Origin of the sequence: Paraglaciecola sp. 25GB23A, from assembly GCF_040012495.1 — a bacterium.
Taxonomy (GTDB): domain Bacteria; phylum Pseudomonadota; class Gammaproteobacteria; order Enterobacterales; family Alteromonadaceae; genus Paraglaciecola.
In genome coordinates this window covers 1-23,868 of sequence record NZ_JBDYKM010000013.1, presented here as the reverse complement: position 1 = coordinate 23,868, position 23,868 = coordinate 1, and the positions used below count along the sequence as shown (strand labels likewise).

General features: G+C 40.7%; 18 protein-coding genes and 1 pseudogene. 15 read left to right on the top strand and 4 right to left on the bottom strand.

Translation table 11 applies throughout. The features are described 5' to 3' along the window. Positions 1–73 precede the first annotated feature (73 nt). The 10 genes from ABKW31_RS15525 (at position 74) to ABKW31_RS15480 (ending at position 16,606) form a co-directional block, all read left to right on the top strand. A complete protein-coding gene (locus tag ABKW31_RS15525) occupies positions 74–7,249 on the top strand; it encodes a pectin methylesterase (protein ID WP_348617477.1) in 7,176 nt (2,391 codons plus the stop codon). Between the two features lie 69 nt (positions 7,250–7,318). After that, positions 7,319–8,302: an alpha/beta hydrolase gene (locus ABKW31_RS15520; protein WP_348617476.1), complete on the top strand. Its 984-nt coding sequence runs from the start codon at positions 7,319–7,321 to the stop codon at positions 8,300–8,302. A 108-nt stretch (positions 8,303–8,410) separates the two neighbouring features. Further along, positions 8,411–8,824, top strand: coding sequence for a DoxX family protein (locus tag ABKW31_RS15515; RefSeq protein WP_348617475.1), 414 nt, complete (start codon positions 8,411–8,413; stop codon positions 8,822–8,824). Between the two features lie 23 nt (positions 8,825–8,847). After that, positions 8,848–9,621: a queuosine precursor transporter gene (locus ABKW31_RS15510; protein WP_348617474.1), complete on the top strand. Its 774-nt coding sequence runs from the start codon at positions 8,848–8,850 to the stop codon at positions 9,619–9,621. A gap of 251 nt (positions 9,622–9,872) precedes the next feature. Next, positions 9,873–10,958, top strand: a complete 1,086-nt coding sequence (locus tag ABKW31_RS15505; protein ID WP_348617473.1) for an iron-sulfur cluster-binding domain-containing protein — start codon at positions 9,873–9,875, stop codon at positions 10,956–10,958. A gap of 10 nt (positions 10,959–10,968) precedes the next feature. Beyond that, the gene (locus ABKW31_RS15500) at positions 10,969–12,051 is read left to right on the top strand and encodes an acyl-CoA desaturase (protein ID WP_348617472.1); all 1,083 of its coding nucleotides are present in this window, start codon (positions 10,969–10,971) and stop codon (positions 12,049–12,051) included. Between the two features lie 37 nt (positions 12,052–12,088). Next, positions 12,089–12,787, top strand: coding sequence for a dienelactone hydrolase family protein (locus tag ABKW31_RS15495; RefSeq protein ID WP_348617471.1), 699 nt, complete (start codon positions 12,089–12,091; stop codon positions 12,785–12,787). Positions 12,788–12,899: 112 nt separating this feature from the next. Continuing rightward, on the top strand, positions 12,900–14,111 hold the full coding sequence (locus ABKW31_RS15490) for an iron-containing alcohol dehydrogenase (RefSeq protein WP_348617470.1): 1,212 nt from the start codon (positions 12,900–12,902) through the stop codon (positions 14,109–14,111). 397 nt (positions 14,112–14,508) lie between these two features. Beyond that, complete coding sequence (locus tag ABKW31_RS15485) at positions 14,509–15,789, top strand: diguanylate cyclase (RefSeq protein ID WP_348617469.1); 1,281 nt, start codon at positions 14,509–14,511, stop codon at positions 15,787–15,789. Continuing rightward, positions 15,749–16,606, top strand: a complete 858-nt coding sequence (locus ABKW31_RS15480; RefSeq protein ID WP_348617468.1) for a transporter substrate-binding domain-containing protein — start codon at positions 15,749–15,751, stop codon at positions 16,604–16,606. Before ABKW31_RS15485 ends, ABKW31_RS15480 begins: the two co-directional genes overlap by 41 nt. Before the next feature lie 28 nt (positions 16,607–16,634). On the opposite strand, the gene ABKW31_RS15475 is transcribed toward ABKW31_RS15480, so the two are convergent. After that, on the bottom strand, positions 16,635–17,525 hold the full coding sequence (locus tag ABKW31_RS15475; RefSeq protein ID WP_348617467.1) for a pseudouridine synthase: 891 nt from the start codon (positions 17,523–17,525) through the stop codon (positions 16,635–16,637). Positions 17,526–18,365: 840 nt separating this feature from the next. Between ABKW31_RS15475 and ABKW31_RS15470 the strand changes: the two genes are divergently transcribed. Both ABKW31_RS15470 and ABKW31_RS15465 read left to right on the top strand, forming a co-directional pair. Continuing rightward, complete coding sequence (locus tag ABKW31_RS15470) at positions 18,366–18,557, top strand: CsbD family protein (RefSeq protein WP_348617466.1); 192 nt, start codon at positions 18,366–18,368, stop codon at positions 18,555–18,557. Positions 18,558–18,745: 188 nt separating this feature from the next. Beyond that, positions 18,746–19,159 carry a GNAT family N-acetyltransferase gene (locus tag ABKW31_RS15465; protein ID WP_348617465.1) on the top strand — a complete coding sequence of 138 codons (414 nt, stop codon included), beginning with the start codon at positions 18,746–18,748 and terminating at the stop codon, positions 19,157–19,159. Between the two features lie 13 nt (positions 19,160–19,172). On the opposite strand, the gene ABKW31_RS15460 is transcribed toward ABKW31_RS15465, so the two are convergent. The 3 genes from ABKW31_RS15460 to ABKW31_RS15450 form a co-directional block, all read right to left on the bottom strand. Then, positions 19,173–19,640 (bottom strand): glycine zipper 2TM domain-containing protein, encoded by a 468-nt coding sequence (locus ABKW31_RS15460; protein ID WP_348617464.1) that lies wholly within the window; start codon positions 19,638–19,640, stop codon positions 19,173–19,175. Between the two features lie 44 nt (positions 19,641–19,684). After that, positions 19,685–20,287 carry a penicillin-binding protein activator LpoB gene (lpoB, locus tag ABKW31_RS15455; protein ID WP_348617463.1) on the bottom strand — a complete coding sequence of 201 codons (603 nt, stop codon included), beginning with the start codon at positions 20,285–20,287 and terminating at the stop codon, positions 19,685–19,687. Positions 20,288–20,454: 167 nt separating this feature from the next. Next, on the bottom strand, positions 20,455–21,885 hold the full coding sequence (locus ABKW31_RS15450) for a hypothetical protein (protein WP_348617462.1): 1,431 nt from the start codon (positions 21,883–21,885) through the stop codon (positions 20,455–20,457). A 340-nt stretch (positions 21,886–22,225) separates the two neighbouring features. Here ABKW31_RS15450 and ABKW31_RS15445 point away from each other — a divergent pair, with 340 nt between their 5' ends. The 3 genes and pseudogenes from ABKW31_RS15445 to ABKW31_RS15435 form a co-directional block, all read left to right on the top strand. Beyond that, positions 22,226–22,420 (top strand): hypothetical protein, encoded by a 195-nt coding sequence (locus ABKW31_RS15445; RefSeq protein ID WP_348617461.1) that lies wholly within the window; start codon positions 22,226–22,228, stop codon positions 22,418–22,420. A gap of 486 nt (positions 22,421–22,906) precedes the next feature. Beyond that, positions 22,907–23,623, top strand: a complete 717-nt coding sequence (locus tag ABKW31_RS15440; RefSeq protein WP_348617460.1) for a Crp/Fnr family transcriptional regulator — start codon at positions 22,907–22,909, stop codon at positions 23,621–23,623. Between the two features lie 149 nt (positions 23,624–23,772). Continuing rightward, positions 23,773–23,868: pseudogene (locus ABKW31_RS15435) on the top strand (Type I secretion system protein TolC); the annotation flags it as partial.

The window sequence follows — 23,868 nt, the reverse complement described above, 5'->3', positions numbered from 1 at the left end:
TGGGTATTTGTGTTCTCCCCTTAAGGGGGGAAGCAAGCACAATTAGTAATTTCTCATCCTTGGGAGGGTGATTATGATTTTTAAGAATAAAATAGCCATCAGTGCGTTAAGCGCCATTGTTTTGGCTGGATGTGGTGCTGAAAGCACTATCAATGTTAAACAAGCGCCTGATCCAGCGCTCACAGGACGCTTTATTGATAGTCCAGTTAGCGGTTTAGGTTATCGTTCAGAATCCGTACCTAATGGCACCACTAATGCCAGTGGCGAATTTAATTATTTTCGCGGGGAGATTATTACCTTTCATATTGGTGATTTTGAATTTCCCAGTGTACCAGCTTCAAGTATATTAACCCCCCTTAAGATGTTTGAAGCAGACAGTCCTTTCAATCAATCTGTGGCTAATACGCTGCGTTTATTACAAGCTTTAGATGTAGATGGCGATCCATCAAATGGCATTGAAATCAGTCCCAACGCAGCTGCCGCTGCTTCAATGTTATTGGCAGAGGGGCAGACGGTTGAACAATTTTTTGATAGACCGGCGGCAGAATTTGCCGCAGATGTCGAACCTTGGCTAGCGAATTCTGGTGGTGCTATAACAACCTTAGCGCCTTTTGATAGTGCTTTAGAGCATTTTGTCAATTATTTAGAGTCTGAGTTTGGCACATTGATTGGCAGCACCTTTGATCTAGAACAGTTTAACGGCACCATTTACAATCCTTTTTTAAGCGGTAAAACAGCAAATTTAGCCACCATTACGTTTACCCCTGGGGAGTCAGCTAAAAGCGGTAGTTTTTCTATTAGCAGTGGTGAAACAACACAAATCGGTACCTATGAGTTTGTTTTTGGACGCAGAGCTATCAAACTCAGCACAGACACTGAGACAAACCTAATCATTGCAAAGTCTTATAATACCGTAGACCAAGTTTACAGTTTATGTACGGTTAATGGCTCTGAAGGTATTGCCTCAGCTGTTGCAAGTTGTGACGGTAAAGAAGATAAAAAAACAAATTTGCTGGTCTTATCCGAAGAACAAGCAAATGAAGAAGTGGTAAAACTTGAGGAACAAGCCAATACCATAGCGGCGGCGTTGGATGAAGATTTCAATGTCACAACTAATGACTTTTTTAGTAGTGGTTACAAGACACTATTGGATTATGATGCCAATGTTGGCATGTACGCCAAAACAGGTGGAAGTACTGCAATTGATGAGACTAAAGGCTACCTTATCTTAGCCGGTACACGTTTTAGCATTGGTAACGTTACGCCCAGCGTACAAACAACGGCAAACGATACGGTAGGCTCTGGGGTTTTTAATTTAAGTGAAGGGTTTACGCTAAGCTTTGACGTTATCGAACATAATAGTGGTGGTACCTTAAACCTCTATGTGGATAATAATACCACCAGTCAAAATAATTCTGTGCAAGGTGCCGCATCCAAATTTTATGGCTTGGCGATTGGTGAAGAAAATACACCTGCTGGACAGCGTTTTACCTATACTTATGTACCGGGGGCAGATGTGACAGGGCTTGATCCAAGTGATCCAGCAGCCCGCATTCTTAACCCTGCCATAAAAAATTCTTTCTTTCAATTACGCACCGACAGCGCAGGTAGCATTGTAATCGACAATCTGAAAGTTGAGACGGTGGCTGATAGTGTGCCACTAGAAGAGCCAGAAGAACCTGAAGTGCCGGAAGAGCCAGAACCACCTGTTATTATTCCAAAGGTAAATTTACCTTTTATTGCCGGTTTTGCTGGTGTAACAGAGGATATTTTCAGTAGCAGTTATGCTTCGATTAAAGATGCCACTGACCTTGATGTCGCCATGTTTACTAATACGGGTGGTTCAGTCACGGTAGTAGAAAACGGTTTAGAATTAGATGGCGGACGTTTTACTATTGGTAATACCGTTCCAGGAACAAATTCAACTTCCGCTGATACCGCTAGCACTGGTGCGTTTAATTTAAGTCGTCCCTACAATATTGTTATGGATATAGTGGCCGTTAGTTTCACTGACGCGACTAAAAAGCTTCAGGTGTATGTGGATAACAATACCAGTGGCAGTGCCAATTCCATCCACGAAGGTGCTTCACGCATCTACAATGAAGAAGCGGGTAGTATAAGCCTTGGTACCTTAACGATTCCTGGTACTGTGGGTACCACTAACTCATTCATTCAGATACGTACGGAGGGTGGGGCAACGGTAGTAGTTGATAATATTCGTATTGAATATTTAAATGAAAATTTACTCACCTCTGAAAATTTTGATACCACCACTGAGCTATTTTTCACAGCTGATTACAAAGCCTTACCGGGCGATGCGACAACAGAGGTGTATCATATTACAGGCGGTGGTAGTGGTTTAACTATTACTGACGGACAGTTAAAGATTGATAGTGCGCGTTTCAGTTTAGGTAATACAACACCTGCAGTAGAAACCACCGCTGACGATACTATTACCACAGGTATCTATGATTTAAGTCGTCCTTATCAAATCATATTTGATGTTGTGGCCACAGAAGACTTAGAAGCCAATAACAACTTACTCATTTATGTGGATAACAATACCAGCAGTAGTGGTAAGTCTAAACATGGTAGTGATTCCAAGTTTTATTCAGAATTGATCCTGTCTTTAGTGCCTGGAGAAACCTTGGTGGTAGACGGGTATTTGGCAACACAATCCTCCTTCTTGCAGTTCCGCACTGAAAGTGGTGGTGTGGTTGTTATTGATAATCTACGCATCGAATATTTGGCCGAAGACGATCCGGGCGCCAAAATATTTAGTTGTGCCGACGCACCTGAGTTGTATTTTTGTGATGACTTTAATAATGGCAGTGTGGCTAATTATGATTTGTTAGCAATGTCTAATAATACCACCGGTGCCATTGGTTCTTTTGATACGCTCGAAGACGATGGTAATGTCGTGTTGCGCTATACAGCGGGTGATGCAGGGGGCGAAATCATGTTATTCAAAGATTCAGCCATGGCTAATGTACCTGCAAGTGCTGATTATTTTGTTGAAGCGCGTATTCGTCCAAGACAAAACAGTAAAACTGCCAATAAACAAATCTATTTGTTAGGCCGTTACGAAAGTGAAGGTAACTGGTATGCGGGTGGTTTGAATGTGCAAAATTCTTCAAGCAGTACTCAGGTAGAAGTCGCTGTCAGTGTTGCCACTTCGTTATCTCGTCCAGTACAAAGTAAATCACCTATTTTATTAGGTGAGAAAGACGGTATAGACGGGGTATGGTATACCGTGCGTTTTGAAATGATAGGCAGTGATTTAAGCGTATATTTAAACGGTGAATTAATGGGCACCACAAGTGATTCAACCTATACCAATAAAGGTTTAATAGGCATGTTCACTAATAATCGTTCCTTTGAAATAGACGATATTAAAGTGGGTGATCCGAGTATTAAACCGGTGCAACTGACACTTGATTACAAAGATTTGGTCTGGAGTACATCGACCAGCGCAGATCCTTTAGTGATAAATATTACAGCGGTAAAAAATGATGGTGTGACGGCAGATAGTTTTACCGTTAAATCATCAGACTCCGGCGTAGTTGCTGCCCAATTAAATGGTAGTGTATTATCCTTGCAAGCCTTAACAGCTGGCACCAGTAATATTTATATAAAGTCAGGTTCAGATAACACGATAGTGCGCACTATCGACGTGACTGTCGCGGAAGGCTTTGTCATGCCGACTCAAAGTTATGGTGATTTTAGCGCTAAAGTCACCCCCACGGTGGGTATGACAGACGAGTATATTGATAGCACCTTGAGTATTACTTTTGACAGTGCCCCCACGTTGGGCTCCATTGGTGAAGTTAGAGTTTATGATGCCAGTAACAATACTCTAGTTGATACCATTAATGTGGGAAATGAAGTTGACGCCCTGGGTTATGCCGGTCAAGAACGAGTCCGTCGAGTCAACGTTAATTCCCTCAGTGTCAATGGTAATACCCTGAACATTAAACCACATAATAGCCTGTTAGATTATGGCCAGACCTATTATGTAGTGATTGGTGATGGTGTGGTCGGTGGCACACAATTAAATGGAGTTGATTTTGTTGGCCTTGGTGAAAATAGCAATTGGTATTTCGCCACCAAAGCCAGTGCGCCAAGTACTAACGACTTAACGGTTGACGATGATGGTGCGGCTGATTTTAGAACTGTGCAAGGTGCCTTAAACTACACCATGCAACATGTAGCTAAAGATGCTGCTTCTACCATTATGGTAAAAGATGGAACCTATAATGAATTACTGTATTTACGGGATAAAAACAATCTGACCATCACAGGTGAAAGCCGTGAAAATACCATTATTCAGTATGACAACTACGAAAGCAAAAATAGTGGTTCTGGCACGAGTGAAGCTCCAAGTGCAGGTGCGCCAGCGGGTGGACGTAGCGTATTTTTAGTTGAAGGCGCGGATTTGTTAACCTTAACTAATCTGACCTTGAAAAACACCCATTTGCGAGCGAGCCCGGGATCAGCCCAAGCTGAAACCATTTACTTCAACAGTAATTACCGTTTAGTCGCTAAAGATGCCAATTTCATCAGCGAACAAGATACCTTGTTGTTAAAAGGTTATAGCTGGTTTTATAACACCTTAGTGGCCGGTAATGTTGACTTTATTTGGGGATACCCAGTTACTGCTTTGTTTGAAGAAAGTGAAATCAGAACCATTGGCGATTCTAAAAATAACGATCCCAATACCGATACCTCAGGCGGTTATATCCTGCAAGCACGAGTCCCCGTATCTACTGATCCAGGCTTTATTTTCTTAAACAGCGAATTTACTCATGGTCCAGGTCCAATTGGAAACGATGTATTAGATAATTCAACCTATATCGCTCGCAGTGGCGGCAACAGCTCCTATTACGACAACGTTACCTTGATTAATAACAAGTTTGATACGCATATCGCAACGTCAGGATGGGCAGTATTGGGTGTTAATAGTCAACCTGCACCGAATCCAGCAGTGCCAACAGCTACAAGTGGCTGGCGTGAATACGGCAGCATGGATATGAGTGGTAACGCCCTAGATCTTTCTGCACGTGTAGGTGGTTATTTAATGCAACAAGCTGACGTTGCCAACTTAAGTGATCGCGAATCTATCTTTGCCAGTTATAACGGCAATCAAGGATGGGATCCTGCTGCTGACAATACACCAATCATTGGTGTAATTCTGACTGATACTGGTTTTGCAGGTTATAACTTTGATCTTACTGGTGGTGCCGGTGGCATAACCGTAACGGTTGATAATGGGGTGTCACTGATCAACGCCTTAGAACAAGCCAGTGATACCAATATGCCCATCACCATCTATGTTGACGGCACAATCACTGATGCAAATAGCGGGGGCCAGGGTAGGTCTATTGATATCAAAGATATGGATAATGTTTCTATTATTGGTGTGGCTGATCGTGGTGAGTTTGATGGGATAGGCATACAAATTCGTCGTGCCAACAACATCATTATTCAAAACCTCAAGATCCATCATGTGCTTACTGGTGGTAAAGATGCCATTTCTATTGAAGGTGATAACGATGGTTCTACCACTGAAAATATCTGGATAGATCATAACGAGTTGTACAGCACAATGAGTGTGGATAAGGATTATTATGACGGTTTAATTGATACTAAGAGTGGTGCTAAAAACATTACTATTTCATATAACTATCTACATGATCATTGGAAGGCTTCGTTACATGGTCATACTGAACCTGATACAGCAAGCAGTAATACCGATCGTAATATCACCTTTCATCACAATCGTTTTGAAAACATAGAATCACGTTTGCCTTTATTCAGATATGGTCATGGGCATTTGTATAATAACTATTACAATGAAATCCATTCTACTGGCATAAATTCCCGTAGAGAGGCTGAATTGTTGATAGAAAACAACGTTTTTGAAAACACACAAAATCCCATTGTGTCTTTTTATACCGACGTTGTAGGTTATTGGAACTTGTCGGGTAACATACTAGGTGAGGGGGTTACTTGGACTACGCCGGGTACGGGTGAAATAAATGCTCAAGATGGCCAATCAACCAGCAGTTACGTAGTACCTTATGACTATGAACTTGAAGCTGCTGAAGTAGTTAAAACTAATGTTATTAACTTGTCTGGTATCGGTAAACTTGACCAAAGTGGATTAGATATACCGGCCATTGATAATGCTGGCCAAACGCCTACAGATACTGATGTCAGTTTACCTTACGGTGAAAACTTTAGTACTGCGGACGCGGCGACGTTCTTCAGTGCAGATTATAAAAACGTCCCTGGAGATAGCACTGTAGCTCTGTATCACATTACTGGCGGGGGCAGTGGCATTACGATTACAGATGGGCAAATCAGCTTAGCCAGTGCTCGTTTCACTCTTGGTCATGCCACACCGGCGGTTGAAACAACGGCTAACGATATCTCAGGGGTGGGCGTATTTGATCTTAGTAAACCCTATAAGATAGTGATGGATATCATCAGTGTGGGTGGCTCCGATACCAGCAAAGACTTCCAAATCTATGTTGATAATAATACATCGAGTAGCAGTAAATCCATGCAAGGCAGTGCTTCTAAGTTTTATGCTGTAGATGCCGGTGCCTTAACAGTGGGTACGCTTGAAATAGATGGTTTGGTGGCTACCGCTAATTCGTTTTTACAAATTAGAACCGAAACGGGCGCTACAGTAGTAATAGACAATCTACGTATTGAATATCTGCCGCCTGATGCCTTGTACTCTGAAGATTTTGGTGCCGCGGATGCTGCAACATTCTTCACTGCTGACTATAAAGGTTTACCTGATGATGCCGCTAGCCCCATGTATAACATTACCGGTGGCGGCAGTGGTATCACGATTACTGACGGCCAAATCAGCTTAGCTAGTGCACGTTTTACTGTTGGTCATGCTACACCGACGCTTGAGACGACGGCCGATGATCTTGCAGGTGCTGGAGTGTTTGACCTAAGTAAACCTTATAAAGTGATTATGGATATTATCAGTGTTGGCGGTGATGACACCACTAAAGACTTTCAAGTCTATGTGGATAACAACACTTCTAGTAGCAGTAAGTCTATGCACGGTGGTGCGTCTAAATTTTATGCTGTGGATGCTAGTACTCTGACGGTTGGGACTTTAGAAATAGACGGTTTTATTGCTACCTCAACGTCGTTTTTACAGATCAGAACGGAAACAGGTGCAACAGTGATATTTGATAATTTGCGCATTCAATATACCGAATAGGCTTAGTTTCAATTAATTTCACCTAAAAAGGGTAGCCTCGCGTTACCCTTTTTTATTGGAGTAAATAATTTGTTAGTCACTTATTTAAATGTCCATTGGTTTTTTGTCATCATGATGATTTTGCTTAGCCCATCGGTAGTTGCAGAGCACTTACAAGGTAAGCAAACTCATGCAGATGACAAGAGTTATACCATGGCGGGTAGCTTACTTAAATATCGCCAAACGTATCCTGACATTACCTTAGGCAAGGTGGTTGAAGAACATAGCTTGAGTATAATGCTCGATCAGGTTTACGGTAGAGCATTAGGTAGAGACTTGCATATTGATATATATAGGCCATTACATAAGGCTAATAATAACGCAATTTTGTTGATCCACGGTGGTGGGTGGAGTTCTGGTAATAAAAGTCATATGCAATCCGTTGCCCAAGCACTTGCGTTAAAAGGCTACCTAACGGCAACACTTGAATATCGTTTATCCCCTGAAGCGATTTATCCTGCGGCAATAATCGATATATATCAAGCCATAGCTTGGCTAAAATCAAAGGCGCAGTCATTAAATTTTAGCAGCAATAAACTCAGTATTTTAGGTGGTTCATCTGGCGGCCATTTGGCGGCACTAGTTGGGTTCAGTGCTATTCACAATGTCTATTTGCCTGAATCTAATAAGCTACAAGTTAAGGCTGTGATTGATATGGACGGTATACTAGAAGTGGCATCTGGCGAAGGGCTGATAGCAGAGGATAAAAACGGTATGTCAGATTCGGCCTTAGCCCGCTGGCTAGGTGGAAACTTCGCCAATATGACTGCACGTTGGCAAGAAGCGTCAGTGCCACAATACATCACTGCCGATTCGCCGCCCTTGCTGTTTATTAGTAGTGGCCAACGTCGCTTTAAGGCAGGTTTTGCATTAGCTCAAGTGAAGCTTCATTCTTTTGGAATTAAAGTTGAATTAATCAATTTAGATAATACGGCCCATCCTTTTTGGTTATTTGAACCGTGGTTGAGTCAGATTATTGCGCCCATTGATCAGTTTTTACAACAAATTGACTAATCGCAGCGTGAAAATTCTGCTTCTTTTACTAGTAGACTTTGCTAGCATTAATTTACTTTAAACGGATCTTGTTGTTTTTTACAACATGATCATCACACTAGGATAAGTATGAAACTATTTAACAATGTTTGTTTGTTGGCAGGACGCCTATTACTGGGCTTATATTTTATAGTGCCAGGCTTACAAAAAATCACCAATTTTGACATGATGAGCCAATACATGGCCCAACATAAAGTGCCAATGATTTCTCTGTTATTAGTCGTAACCATTATTATCCAGCTGAGTGCCGGGCTGGCTATCATAATTGGTTATAAGGGAAGATTTGCTGCCTTTTTGTTAGCCGGTTTAACCCTAGTCATTAGTGTATATATGCATAACTTCTGGAACTTACCTGAAGGCGGGGATGTAGCCCGCGAAACGCAGAATTTTGTAAAAAATATGGCAATTATGGCAGGCTTATTAGTCTTAGTGGGGAGGGGAACTGGTCCTTTTAGTTTAGATAATCGTAAGTCTAATTCCTAAGCCACTGCAAAAGATTTTATCCTATGTTACCCCACAGTCTGATTGAGTTTTTTTCTATCCATCAAGAATGGCTGTGGTTTTTCACTATTGTGGCTGATTTGGGTTTGGCCGTTTTACTCTTCAAGCTTTTTGGGCGTCAGGGACTATACGCCAGTATTATCATCAGTTTAGTGCTAGCTAATTTGCAGGGCCCTAAACTCACTGAAATATTTGGTCTACAAACCAGTATGGGCGTGATCCTCTACTCCAGTATTTATTTTGCCACTGACTTACTCAGTGAGCGCTATGGACAACGAGAAGCGAATAGAGCGGTCATGATTGGTTTTTTTGTTAGCGTGATGTTTATTATCATGACCAGCATCAGTTTATTGTATTTACCCTCAACTCAGCCTAATACGGCCGCATTTGCCCTAGAAATTCATCAAGCTACCGAGAGTCTTTTTAGCTTTAGCCCACGCTTTGTATTGGGTTCATTATTGGCCTACTTTATCAGCCAACATATTGATGTATGGATTTTTCACTTCATTAAAACAAAAACTAAAGGTAAACATTTGTGGTTAAGAAACAATGTTTCAACCATGTTATCACAAGCGGTAGATACGCTTATCTATGGTGTTGTTGTGTGGTGGGGTTTAGTTGATTTTATAACTGCCATGCAATTAGCGATGGCAAAGTACCTATTTAAAGTCATCATTGCCATCGCTGATACCCCTTTTATTTACTGGGCAAGAAATTGGCAAGTAGATAAAGCCGATTGGATAACTGCACCTACAACAAAAACAACTGATAAGTTGTAGATGGTTGTTAATTTCAGTAAATACTCATCTCTTGTGCCCTAAACTTAAATGCAATATAAGTTGAACAAAGCTAAAAAATACAGGTGTACCCTGAGATGTCTTTAATATATTTAAGTAAAAATTAATTAATTATATATTAAACAATGTTTTATGTTTATTTTGTTATTTTGATTGCATTTTTAACTGGCCATACCACTTGGTTTGGTGTACAACTGTGCGCTCAAATTAATTAATCCATAGAAGCGCCAACTATGAATGTATTTTTGCACCGACTGTGGTGCTCCTTTTGCCTGATGTTAGGTAACCAAGATTCACTAATTCGTTATCTGCTGCCCATAATTAATTTTATGAAGCCTAATTATTTACCGGGCAGTTTTGGTGCTAAGGTATTAAGTGCTGAAATTAAAACGCAGGACGTGCTGCACTTACATTTGAAAGTATCTAAGCGCTGGCCCGGATTTATTGCCGGGCAGCATATTAGTTTAACTTTTAATCGTAATGGACGATGGCTGAGCCGAACTTTTAGTCTATGCTCATCGACTGCGCTGTGGCAAACACATCGGCAAGTGAAGTTATGTTGTAAAATCCAAAAAGACGGCGCTTTTACCCCCCTATTGGCAACTCTTAAGACTGACGACAAGCTAAATATTTCAGTGGCCAGTGGCGATTTTGTTTGGCAGAAAATCCCTCAGTCGACAACGTTTATCGCTGCCGGTTCTGGTATTACGCCAATTGCCGCCATGTTGTTGAGTCAAGATCATTGGTCGAGCCCAGTCACCCTGATTTATCGAGTCAAGGATGCAAGCAATGCAGCTTTATTAAGTGAGCTTCAAACGCTGGCTGCCCAACAACCACTGCTAAGCATAAACCTCAGTCAAAGTCACACAGAATCCGCTGCTGACTTTGCCAGTAAAGTGGCTTCCTTAGCCCTGACACAACAATATTATATATGTGGTCCAGCTCCATTTATGCAGGCCATTCACCATGCACTAATTACGTCAGGTGTGAGCAAAGACTGTATTCACCAAGAACAATTTGGTTTACCTGCGCCAAGCCTTTCAAGTGATGATATAACAAAAATACAGGCGACCTTTGTACAGGCCGGGGTTGCGCAAAATATCCTGATGGCAAAGGGTTTAAGCTTGCTACAAGGGGCAGAGCAAGGTGGTTTGCAAGCTAGTTTTGGCTGTCGCATGGGGGTGTGTTTTCAATGTGTTTGTCAAAAGGTCTCTGGCCAAGTCCGAGATATACGCAGTGGATTATTAAGTGGTCATGGTGAAGAGCAAATCCAACTGTGTATCAGTCAACCTGTTAGTGAACTTGTTATACAACTTTAAGGTAATAAAAATGACTCCCAACGCACAACAATTAGATGCCTTACAATTTGACTTGGATGCATTAAAACACACTATTCAACAACAAATTGGTGAAGGTGATGCCCGTTATATCAAACGGGTCATGCTTGTTCAGCGACTGAGTGCTATTGCAGGACGAATTTTGTTGGTCTTGGGTTTTGTGACGCCTTGGCTATGGTTAGTGGGTGTATTTGTTTTGGCATTCGCTAAAATTTTAGACAATATGGAAATTGGTCACAATGTACTGCACGGTCAATACGATTGGATGAATGATCCCTTGTTACATTCAAAACGCTACGAGTGGGATATCGCTTGTGACTCAGGTTCGTGGCAACGTACTCACAATTTTGAACACCATACTTATACCAATATTATTGGTAAAGATCGTGACTTTGGTTATGGCTTATTGAGACTGAGTAACGATTTATCGTGGCGAGTGCGCAATTTATGGCAAGGCGGTACTTATTTAGTGTTAAGTCTGCTATTTCAGTGGGGAATTTCTTACCACGAATTAGCCGGTCAACGGGTCTTTAGTACGAGAAAAAAAACCGAACGTCACTCACAAATAAGTGACGCAGCTTTAAAGAAAGCCTTTTTTAATAAAGGGGCACGGCAGTTGTTCAAGGATTATATTTTTTTCCCGCTAATTGCTGGACCGATGTTCTTATGGGTATTCGCGGGTAACCTATTGGCTAATTTAATCCGTAATTTGTGGACGTCAACGGTCATATTTTGTGGTCATTTTACCCAGGATGTACACACGTTTAGTGAGGCTCAGTGCAAAAATGAAAGTCGAGGCCATTGGTATTATCGTCAAATGTTAGGCTCCTCTAACTTTAGCGGACCCACTTGGTTGCACATATTAACAGGCCACTTGAGTTGTCAAATTGAGCATCATTTATTCCCTGACATCCCAGCTCGTTACTACCCTAAAATTGCGCCTGAAGTACAAAAACTCGCAAAGAAATATGGCATTGCTTACAATACTGGCAGCTTTATAGGTCAGTACTTAACCGTATTTTGGCGTATTATACGTTACTCATTTCCTGGTGGTTTAAAAACTACTCGCAGCTAAACTTAGCAAACTCAATCGCTTTATAAGGGGAATTATTATGAATGGTCATTGGTTCACAATTAAACAGCAAGAAAATAAAGAGTACTCAGGATATTTAAGCCTTCCTCCCAGTGGTAGCGGTCCAGGTTTAATATTGATCCAAGAAATTTGGGGAGTAAACGCTCATATTCAAGCAGTGGCCGATCAATATGCTTTAGCTGGATATGTAGTACTCGCCCCCGATATTTTCTGGCAATTAGAGCATCGAGTTAACTTGGATTACGATGATGGCGGTAATAAACAAGCTTTTAGTTTGTATGGTAAATTAGATTTTGCTGATGCCGCTGAACACTTAGTTGATGCTGTTAGCACCTTACGGGCTTTACCCGCAGTCACTGCTAAGGTTGGCGTAGTGGGATTTTGTATGGGAGGCCAGCTAGCCTTTCGCACTGCTGCTTTAAGTGATGTCGATGCTGCCATATGTTTTTACGGGGGCGGTATTGATGGTTGCCTGCAGCTTGCAGATAAAATAAACCAGCCAATTATGTTCCATTACGCCATGCAAGATGGCCATATTACGCAAGATGCTGTGCAAAAAGTAAAAGCCGCATTTGCTAAACATAATAATGCTATTTTTCACGATTATGCAGCGACTGATCACGGCTTTAATTGTTGGGGCCGTCCTGCCATGTACAACCAGCAAGCCTCCGCCTTGGCATTAGGTCGAAGCTTGGTGTTTTTATCCCAACATCTATAGAAAATTCAAACTATATTGGGCCGCTTTAGTCTTGATGTCTGGGTGTCTATCAAACACCCAATGAGTATCTTCGCATTCAACCCTGCATAAAACGATTTTTCGAGGATCATTAATGTTTGCCTTCAAAGTATTTTTCTTAAAAATTTATATGTTTATTTTTAAATGCATCACCTTTATGTTGCCATTTAAGTGGCCAAGAATTTTTGAGGGTTCGGGTTCTTCACTTGAATTGTGTCGGCACATTGCTGCCCAGGGGCACAAAAAAGTGCTATTGGTCAGTGATGCCATGCTAGTCAAATTGGGATTGTTAGATGGAATGAAGGCGGAATTAGCAAAACATGGCGTCACGCTTACGATTTACGACGGTGTAATGCCCGATCCAACAATTGCACAAATTGAAGCGGGCGTTAGCGTATTAAAGGCTAATGGTTGTGAGGCAGTACTAGCTGTTGGTGGCGGTTCATCTATTGATGCGGCAAAGGTTATTGCTGCTCGGGGCAAAACTAATAAACCAATTGCCAAGATGGCAGGCCTTTTTAAAGTTTATTTTAGCGGTACATTACCACTTTATGCTGTTCCAACAACGGCGGGGACGGGTTCTGAAGTTACCATTGCTGCTGTGGTTTCAGATCCTAAACTGCAAAGTAAATTACCAATAATCGATTTAAAACTAATGCCGGTGGCTGCGGCACTAGACGGTCAACTCATGATTGGTTTACCCGCTAATATTACTGCTGCGACAGGCATGGATGCGTTAACTCACGCAGTAGAGGCTTTCATTTCTCATAATGCATTACAACGTACCGATAAGCTTGCCATTCAAGCTACCCAGCTAATTATGGCTAACTTGGTAACGGCAGTAAATGACGGTAGCAATTTAGCGGCACGACAGGCGATGAGTAAAGCATCCAATTTGGCAGGCATGGCTTTTACTCAGGCAGGTGTAGGCTACGTACATGCCATTGCCCATAATTTTGGCGCGCTTTACCATACGCCTCATGGTTTGGCTAATGCCATAGTTATGCCTTACGTGTTGGATTTTTCAAAGTCTAAGTGTAGTCGTCGACTCGCTGAACTAGCCAAGGCGTGTAACATTGGCCCAACTAATGGCTTTGATGCTGAACTTGCCGATGCATTTATTGAGCGTATTCGCGAAATGCAGCGTCAATTTAATATTCCACAAAAGTTAGATGCCTTGCAGCGCAAAGATATTCCGCAGATTGCGGCGGCCGCACTTAATGAGGCCCGTTTTACTTATGCGGTGCCGCGTTACTTAGATAGAGAGGGCTGCGAAAGTTTGATCAGACAGATGCTGGTATCATAAAACGTGTACTGTTGTTTTGAGCAAAGGTAGGCATTCGCAAATAATGTTACCCAGTATTAGAAAAACGCACGCACAATAAAGTGTTAGTCCGAGCTGGTCGATGTTATAAAAATCTTTCTCCAAGGAATGTTACCCTCACTAAAACTCCTGTGCTTTCGAGCGATGCGCAATGTTATATCACGATTAGCTTTTCTTATATTTTTTAGAACATTCAATGATGCATATCCTTAGCTATGCACAACTACAAATGATATGCGCCAGAGGCCTAAACACCTTCAACGTGCTATTGGCGGTAACAAATTTAAGGCCTAGTGTAAAAGCGAAGTTTGTTTCATTAGGGGCCATAGTGCTCTAAACTTAGTCTTTAGTTGATGTTTATTGGGTAGGGTCGGTTTTAGTGTTTGCAAGTTTTATAAGTCCCAATAATCTATCCAAAAAAGTTCTGCGTGTAATATTTTCAATTTATCTTGGCGTAACTTGCCTCATCACTAGCATGCAGTTTTTAACTGAATATTTAAAAACGCAAGATTCCATCTTAAATGAATTAAAACAGTTAGAGGAAACCGTGCGTGGGCCGATTGCTACTAGTTTGTGGCAATACAACCAAAATCAGTTAGATGCACTTATCGCGGGACTTATTAAGATGCCCATTATTGTCGGGGTGGATGTTGGCGATATACATGAGCAAATTATAATTTCCAAACGCTCGTACCCCCTAGATTCAGTGCCTTTGTCAATCTTCGAAACCAAATCAGAACTAATTTGGACGCTAAATAAGAAAGACGTTTATCTTGGATCGTTGACAATTTATTCATCGTCAGAAGTGGTTTTAGACCGGGTTTTGTTTGGTTTTTCCTTAATAGCCATGACCGCAATCATAAAGTTATCTATTTTATTTTGGTTGTTTGTTTGGGCGCTTGATCGCTATTTGGCAAGGCCGTTGAAAGAGTTAATGTCGCAAGTAGATGAGGTTCAATTAAGTCAAAATGGGAGTAAACGCATAAAACTTTCAAATATTGAGAATAACGAACTCAGTCAGCTTCAGGAACATATTAATAGGATGCTCTTTGCCATACAAACCGATAGAGAGCGACTATTAGAGGACGAGCAAACCACGCGTAATCGCTTAGAAGACGCAGTCGCAAAACGCACAGAAGCGCTGGAAATATTAAATAAAAAGCTCAAAGAGCTTGCCACCAGAGATTCTTTAACCGGTACCTTAAACCGCGGCAGTTTTTTTGATATGGCTCAGCATTTACTTGTATTGTCACAGCGTCAGAATTCGCCAGCTTGCTTTGTTTTGATGGATTTAGACCACTTTAAACAGATAAACGATACCTACGGTCACTTTATCGGTGACAAAGTGCTGATCCATTTCACCCATACCATCCAAACTTTCTTAAGAAAATCAGATCTACTTGGCAGAGTAGGCGGGGAAGAATTTGCTATATTCCTGTCAGATACAAGCGAACATGATGCCTTTCAGCTTGCCGATAAAATACGTAAAGCCATTAGTCAATCAAGCTTGCAAGTTGACAGTAAAACCGTCAGCTACACTGTCAGTCTGGGGCTTAGCTCATCTGAGCAAAAAGACCAATCGATTGACGAGCTATTTAAGCGCGCCGATTTAAAGTTGTATGGGGCAAAGGATAAGGGCCGTGATCGTGTTGAAAAATAGTATATTGAAACCTAAACATATAGTTTATCTATTATCATTTATGCTCTTTCTGCCAGCCGTTAGTCTCGCCCAAACACGTGAGACTGAAACTTTAAAAGTGTGTTACGACCAATGGGCCCCAATGACCATATTTCCCTCAGATGAGTCTTCAGACCGTGGGGTTGTCATCGACATGTTGGAACAAATATACACAGCAAAAGGTTATACGCTGGAATATTATGAAGTTCCTTTAGCGCGAGGGCTAGCCATGGTGGCAGAGGGGTTGTGCGATATGTTGCCTGAATACCTATTTGCTAATAATTTAGAAAAGGATTTTGTATATGCCAATGCAGCGACCTTTGCATACTCCACCGCTTTTGTCGTCAGACGCAGTGATCCTTGGCAATACAATGGGATTGAATCTATAAAAGGTAAACGCATAGCAACAGGGCCGGGCTGGGATTACAGCTCGATGAGTATCGATTATCAGAATTACATTGACGATCCCAAAAACGCCAACTTAGTTGAAGTGATCGCGGGTTACGATGATGTGGTAGACCGCGTGTTTCGCATGATTAAAGAAAATAGAGTTGATTTGTATGCAGATAACGATCTCGTACTGCAGCATGTACTCAACCGCCTAAATTTAAATAATGAGCTTAAGATTGTGCGTCCCGGCCTTGAAAAAAAATTGGTAGAACGTCCCATTTTCTCTAAGAAAATCCCAGTATCTAAAAGACAAGAGCTAATAAAAATTTGGAATGAAGGGCGTATGTTAGCAAAGGGTAAAATAGAAGACATGTTGCTTAAAAAATATAATGTGGCCTTCGAACAATAAGAAGATCAAGGTTTGTTACAGACTAGGCTTAATTTAAACTGAGTTCAGTATTGCTAGAAAAATACCGTTTTTGTTGAGTAATCGGGTCAATAAATTGCAGTTGCTGAGCCAATAGTTGCAGTGGCTTCGAGAAATCATCTGGTTTATTACGCAGTAAGGTCGGATAGTAGTTATCGTGTAAAAGTGGCCATCCTAAACTTTGCATATGTAAGCGCAATTGGTGAGTTTTACCTGTGATGGGTGAAAGTTCAAATAATGCTTTATCGGCTGCGCGTTGCAAACAGCGAATATGCGAATGACTATTAGCTGGCCCCTCTACAATATGCATCAAAAATCTTGGCTCTGATTTCTCTATACGATTTTTAATTTCCCATTGTTGATTATGCAGCGGCGTATTGCCACTTGTGTAAGCAATTGCCTGATAAGTTTTGCTAACTTGATGGCTTGCAAATAGTCTGTGGTAGTGTGGCCGAGTTTCGGCCTTAGTCGCAAATAAAACCAAACCCGCAGTACCCTTATCTATGCGATGGACCGCTTGCAGTTGCTGATTGCCGGTGGTCAGACGTAAGCGATTTTGCAGACATTCTTCGACATGCTGACCGCTTGGCATAACAGGCAAAAAATGCGGCTTAAATGCCACGAGAATCAATTCATCTTGAAAGATAATGTGTTCTGCAAAGGGAATAATAGGCTCGCTAACAACTTCACGATAATAATAAACCCGTTGCTGTGCGACAAACGCGCTTTGTGCATTAATTAAACAACCGTCATGCCAATGCACTTTTCCATCGGCAACCCGCTGCTGCCAAACCTCACAGGGTATCGCTGGAAACTTGAGAATAAGGAATTCTAAGACCGTCTTTACCCCTGGATTTTGTTGGGGCAGGCTAAGTTTTGACGGAGTATGGGCTATCGCCATTATGGCTCTCGATTTGTTCGCTTTAAGCGTTTTTGTAGAAAATTTCGCTGGAGTATATAACGTTTTAAGCTTCTCTGCTGTTAGTAAAGGGTGGTTATTGACAAAGATACTGTGGCTATACAAGTAAACTAATGTTGATCATAATTACCAGATAATTAATATCATGATTACCTTGTAATTGCTTTAACCCCATCAGCAACTGACAAATAATATGGTTTTTAGTCAACATACTTTGATAAGGGCTATAACTGCTTTTATACAACGCTAAAAAGATCAGCTGCATCTACTTTAAATAAAACCTTTTTGGGTTCTAACTTCCCTTTGGTTTTTCTCTGATTCTGCCATGGCTAGGTCAATTTTAGCTTTGCTACAATAATAAACACATTTCTTTGTTTATCAGATAAGTTTGATCTTTTTGCTACTGCAGCAGGCTCTAAGTACGACTATATTGGTCTTTTTTTCGACAACGCTATCCCGTTGATAAGGAAAGACTTGAGTTACACCATAAGTGAATAACAATACGAAAAGTGCGATTGGCAAAAATTCAATGAACAATAGTGTAGCCTGCTTTGAGTGTTTATTGATTAATTGCGTTGAGCGCAAATTTTGAGCATGTTAACTCAATGCTCAAATAAACTTGTTACACATTCCTGTAAATTTTACACAATTAGCTGTGTAGTGCTGACAGGCCTTCGACCGGCGGGCTATCTCATAACGGTCAAACTTATTGTAATACACTGATAAATATGCATTTTTATTTTAGGTAAAAGCTGGCTCAACCTTTGCTTTTACCACTGTGCATTATGCAAATCGTTAACTATTATATATAAGGAGTAGATTATGAATAGCGATCGTATCGAAGGTAGTTGGAAAGAATGGAAGGGTAAAGCTCAGAAAAAATGGGGCGAACTAACTGACGATGAGTTGGATCAAATCAACGGTAGTCGTTCAGAGTTGATAGGTAAAATCCAACAAAAATATGGTAAAACTAAAGAAGAAGCTAAGCGCGAAATCGATTCATTCTTTAGTTAGTGTATAAAGGAGGGTATCAGCACAAGACAAGGTGCTGGTAGACCTCCTCATTTGCACATAGATATTGCATAAACACAGTTCAATTTAAATAGGACAATAAATTGTAGATGATGGCTTTTTTAACATAAATTGTTAATGTATTGATGAGCTTATAATTTTTATTGATTTGATTGTTGAAAGGAACTTCAATGAAGATTGAATACAAGATTAATCACCCAATTACGGCCAAACAGTTTTGCGATTTATTAAGTCAAACTTCTTTGGGTGAAAGAAGACCCCTCAGCGACGCAACAACGATTCAAGGTATGTTAGATAATACAAATTTACTGGTAACAGCCTGGCAAAAAAACAATCTGGTCGGTATTGCCCGTTCAGTAACTGATTTTCATTATTGTTGTTATTTATCCGATTTAGCGGTGGATGAACACAATCAAACGCAGGGTATCGGTAAGATGCTTATTAGACTCACCAAACAGCAGCTCAAAGTAAATTGTAATCTGATTTTGTTGGCAGCCCCTCTTGCTCAAGAATACTACCCTAAAATCGGTTTTGAACAACACCATAGTACTTGGATATTGCGTGATATTCAGCAGTTAAAGTAGCCGCAAACACAGGCTACATTTGTTTATCAATGCGAACTGAACCATCAGCTAAATAAATCATACGTATTTTGTCTTTTGCATGAAAAACCATATTAGGGTCAAAATCTTGTACCACCATAAATTCACTGCCATCATCAATAGCAACAATCAATTCAACTAATTGCAAGGTGACTTGCTGTTGTTTTTGCTTGCCTTCATCAGCTAACGAGCCTCCCAACATGGCACCCAATATTGTGGTAAGAACCCGACCGCTACCACTACCAAATTGATTACCAATCGTACCGCCAATTAAAGCTCCGCCAAATACTTCCCAGCCATGATTGCGATCTTCAATCAATTCTGACTGCGTAATTTGGCGTATTGATCTGACTTTGCCGAATAAAACTTTATCAACGGGCACCGCTTCGTTGCGCTGATAATCGGCCAGAGCAGGGGACGAATAGCCCATAAATAGCATGATACACACCAGCAACGATTTCATGATCCTTTCCTCATTGTTAATTTAACTTTTTAACAACCTTGTTTTTACCAGCCCACCATCTCTTTACTTCGGGTTTTGCGGATCTCGGTTTCGTCAGCCCATTCTACTAAGCCGCTTTCCAAATCCATTAAACGCATGGTAAATTTATAGTATACATCTGACTTATCAGCATTGGTTTTTACGATGCTCGATAAATTGCCGTACAACATATATTCAGCACCTACTTGCTTACCAAACTGTATGGCTTTGTTGGGATCAACTAAACCACCGTCATTTTGATAATTCAACTGCTCTCGCACAGCAGTGACTTTGCCCATGTCTACAAATCGGAATTTGCCTGAGCGCAACAACTGGGTGGAAACAGAATCGGTCAAAGATTCAGTATCAATGTGTTCACTGGTTTTATTTTTAACCTCATCAACAAATACGATAGGACGCTTATTCGCCGTCATAGTGCCCACCACAGGCGATTGCAAAAGCGATTCTGTCATTTCATTTGCGATTTTTTGCAAGTCTGTCGAACCAAAGTTAATGTCTGTCGTTTCAATAGCGGCTGCATCTCCATAGCGTACTACGGGTTTATTGGCGCAGCCCGACAACAGGCTTAACGAAAGACCTATGGCGCTAACTAAAAGTATTTTTTTCATCACGTTATCCTGTCTATCCTTTATTGATAACCTAATTTGGCTACCACTGTATTGAGATTGAATTACTATTATTTTACCTGAGGCCAATTTAACTTGATATCAGCTAAGAGCGAGGAAAAACAGATTATTGTTACAAGCTGTTTTTGTCCTAGTGACAATTGACTCAACTATAATTGTGTAATCTTAAGACCTTCAAATTGGTTAATAGTTGTTAAATTAAGCAAGGTAATGCGCTTAGCCTTTATATCGAGCTCAATGGTTTCATTTTTACTACCATAAACCAACTTGACTTGCTGTTTGCCAGCATCCAAAGGGATCCGAATAATCTGTACTTCGTCTGGTAATGTCAGCCAACTGCGAGTGTCGGCTTGCTCAGAAGCCATATTATAAATAGTGGCCAGAATGTTGCCAATATCTCCGCCTTCTTTACTCATAGTGCGACGTAGTTGTTCTTTTGCCACCAATCTTAGGGCTTGCCGTGTGACTAAGGCTGGCACTTGTTCTTGTAACTGTTTAGATGCAAGAGATTGTAATTTAGCAATCGACTCAGCAGCATAACGCTGTTCATTGATATTGACACTGAGCATTGCATGCTGAGTAAGTTTGCCCTGATAAACCGGTAAAGCAAAATTGAAAAAGCGTGCTTGATAAGCATTAGTAAAAATCGGCAGGCTAATTGCCACCTCTTGTTTGGCTTGGATCACGCCGCGCTCAACAATGATCACCAGTTCTCCTTTATCTACATTACCAGCAGATTGAGATGGACCATATTTAGCGGAGTATAGTGCCAGATCATCAACCATGTTCAATTGAGTCGCAAGACGCAATACGTCTTGCTGTAGATAACGATTGGCAGGATATATTTCTAGAGCTCGTTTATAATCAATATAAGCATCATTTGGCTGCTTAGCCGCTTCGTAAAGTAAACCTGACAAGTAAAACGTATATGCATTCTGGAAACCGTTTTTAACATCACCAATCATGGCAGACATAGATGGATAAGCTTCATTTAGCGCTTTTTTATCAAACTTTTCAGTCGCTTTATCGATATCTTGTTGATACTCCTTTAAGGCATTTTCTTGAACTAAGTTTGCTCGGCGCACTTCAACCAATGCACCGTCAATTTGTCCTAAAAATAAATAATTGAGGGCCTGATAACTGTGTAACATGGTTTGCTCGTAAGCAGGGATATCATAGCTAATAGCATTGTCGCTACTGACCAAAGCTGTGACGTTAGCTAGCCCCTTACTGACTCTAAGCTTAGCTTTAACTGCCTCTTGTTCTAGAACGTCTGAAACCAAATTAAATTCTTTGCGACTTTGGGTCCAATCATTGGCCAAAAAACTAAGCCGACCTTTTTCAAGTAAAGTTAAAGCGTAATTTGTTTGTGTTGATTTGGGTGTTTCTATCATGGCCGCTGCGGCTTTAAAATCACCATTTAATTGGGCAGAACGAACGCTTTTTAATTGGTCAGCATAATCCGAGAAAACGTTCTTGAAGCCCATGCTTGAGCAAGCTGACACACTCAATAATAAGCCTGCTATCAGGATAGTTTTTAAAACATGGTAAGGACGTAAAGTAAGCAAGAGTATTGACATGAACCGCGTAATTAATAATAAGGTGGAAAAGACACAGATATGACAGCATCTTTGCTAAATGATTGCTAATTATACTAACGTTATTTTCTTAATTTGCCCATCGACCACACCAAAATACTCAGTCTAATTTGTTACTAAGCGTATTTGCCACGACATAACATATTTAGCTGTACGCAATATTCGAGGAGCCTTTAATAATTTGAATATTGTATTACATTAATTTATGAATAGTGTAATACAATAAATTGTATCCTCTACTATCTTTACTTTAGCCTCTTAGGTTTACACTATTTTTGAATAGTGTAATACTTGGTTTTTATATAGAAACTTGATTGCTATCATGAAGTTAGAAAATCGAGGCGGCAAACGCCAAGGTGCTGGTCGCCCTAAAATTAAAAACCCAAAAGTGGGTATCAGCCTGCGTTTGTCACCCGAAATATTAGCTTGGATAGATTCTCGAGGTGAAAACCGCGCTGCTGTAATTGAACGATTAGTCAGAAAAGAAAAAGACGAACAATTGGATATGTTTGACTAAACTTCTTTATAAACAGGTTATTGCCAAGGTCGCTCCCAAAATTTTCAAAGCATAGCTGCCACACTTGCTTTTTCCATATTTCAGATTAATCCCACCGTTTAAATCAAAATAAAATTAAAACGAACCGAACACATGAAGCTATGTGTGCTAGCGTACATATTCAATTAAGCCAGACTGTTAGTTTGTTAGCAATACAAGGCACAAGTTGATGCTGTGTATAACACAAGGTGTATAAAACTTTATGGACAACAGTGGCAGCATTATAATCATTAGTCACAGAAAAATTAATACATTAAAAAAATCAGAGATTAGTCCTTATTGGCCAAAGGCTCAGGTAATAACTCAGGTGAAAATTAGCGATCCAACACCCAATCAAATTCAATCTGAACACCAGTCAGCTTTGCCTCGTGATAAGCCCGTAGGCCATTCAATTGTCCAGAATTTTAGTCGTTTCGGTAGGACATTTAAAAGGACACTGAATAAAAGATGGATAAAGTAAAAAATAGGTTACTCAACGCCTTTGCTCTTGATGTGCAAGATCGAATTTTTCCGCATTTAAAATTAATTGAATTACCGCTAGGCAAAGTAATTTATGAGGCAAGTGAAAAACTAGATTATGTTTATTTCCCTACCGACAGTATAATTTCTTTACTCTACGTTATGGTCGACGGGTCCTCTGCTGAAATTTCAGTCATTGGTAATGAAGGACTAGTCGGCATTGCCGTATTCATGGGCGGTGAAAGCACCCCGAGTCGAGCGGTAGTGCAAAGTGCTGGATGGGCTTACCGTATGCCGGCTGTTGAGTTGCGTAAGGAGTTTAATAGTCAAGTCGATATGCGTACCTTGTTATTGCGCTATACCCAATCTCTCATTACCCAAATGGCACAAACAGCCGTCTGTAATCGCCACCATAGTATTGACCAACAGCTGTGTCGTTGGCTTTTATTATCTCTTGACCGTTTAGCTGGTCGTAATCTGACTATGACCCAAGAGCTGATCGCCAATATGTTAGGAGTTAGGCGAGAAGGGGTGACAGAAGCGGCCGGGAAACTTCAGAAACTCGGCATTATTACCTATAAGAGAGGACATATACATGTAATTGATCGTCCTCGTTTAGAAGAACAATCCTGTGAATGTTATAAGGTGGTCAAAACCGAAACTGACCGCCTAGAATCTTATATGCAAAGTAACGCTAATGCCTGAACTGTACTCTTCTTTATTAAACTCAATGATTATTCGCGTCTAGTCTGAGCGTTGTAAATTAGACTATAAATTGGACATCCATCATAAATTAGCAAAAAATCAGTTTTGAACTACGCTTTAAAGGTTCAAACAACCACGGATGGTCTGTCATGCCACAATCACGTCAATGCCAAATCAGTCTTATTGATACTCCTTATTATCACTGTGTCTCGCGCTGCGTTCGTCACTCTTTTTTGTGTGGCCGA

Coding starts and splice junctions, on each gene's coding strand:
- ABKW31_RS15525 (WP_348617477.1), top strand. CDS start 74: ATGATTTTTAAGAATAAAATAGCCATCAGTGCGTTAAGCGCCATTGTT.
- ABKW31_RS15515 (WP_348617475.1), top strand. CDS start 8,411: ATGAAACTATTTAACAATGTTTGTTTGTTGGCAGGACGCCTATTACTG.
- ABKW31_RS15510 (WP_348617474.1), top strand. CDS start 8,848: ATGTTACCCCACAGTCTGATTGAGTTTTTTTCTATCCATCAAGAATGG.
- ABKW31_RS15505 (WP_348617473.1), top strand. CDS start 9,873: ATGAATGTATTTTTGCACCGACTGTGGTGCTCCTTTTGCCTGATGTTA.
- ABKW31_RS15500 (WP_348617472.1), top strand. CDS start 10,969: ATGACTCCCAACGCACAACAATTAGATGCCTTACAATTTGACTTGGAT.
- ABKW31_RS15495 (WP_348617471.1), top strand. CDS start 12,089: ATGAATGGTCATTGGTTCACAATTAAACAGCAAGAAAATAAAGAGTAC.
- ABKW31_RS15490 (WP_348617470.1), top strand. CDS start 12,900: ATGTTTGCCTTCAAAGTATTTTTCTTAAAAATTTATATGTTTATTTTT.
- ABKW31_RS15480 (WP_348617468.1), top strand. CDS start 15,749: ATGGGGCAAAGGATAAGGGCCGTGATCGTGTTGAAAAATAGTATATTG.
- ABKW31_RS15475 (WP_348617467.1), bottom strand. CDS start 17,525: ATGGCGATAGCCCATACTCCGTCAAAACTTAGCCTGCCCCAACAAAAT.
- ABKW31_RS15470 (WP_348617466.1), top strand. CDS start 18,366: ATGAATAGCGATCGTATCGAAGGTAGTTGGAAAGAATGGAAGGGTAAA.
- ABKW31_RS15465 (WP_348617465.1), top strand. CDS start 18,746: ATGAAGATTGAATACAAGATTAATCACCCAATTACGGCCAAACAGTTT.
- ABKW31_RS15460 (WP_348617464.1), bottom strand. CDS start 19,640: ATGAAATCGTTGCTGGTGTGTATCATGCTATTTATGGGCTATTCGTCC.
- lpoB (WP_348617463.1), bottom strand. CDS start 20,287: ATGAAAAAAATACTTTTAGTTAGCGCCATAGGTCTTTCGTTAAGCCTG.
- ABKW31_RS15450 (WP_348617462.1), bottom strand. CDS start 21,885: ATGTCAATACTCTTGCTTACTTTACGTCCTTACCATGTTTTAAAAACT.
- ABKW31_RS15445 (WP_348617461.1), top strand. CDS start 22,226: ATGAAGTTAGAAAATCGAGGCGGCAAACGCCAAGGTGCTGGTCGCCCT.
- ABKW31_RS15440 (WP_348617460.1), top strand. CDS start 22,907: ATGGATAAAGTAAAAAATAGGTTACTCAACGCCTTTGCTCTTGATGTG.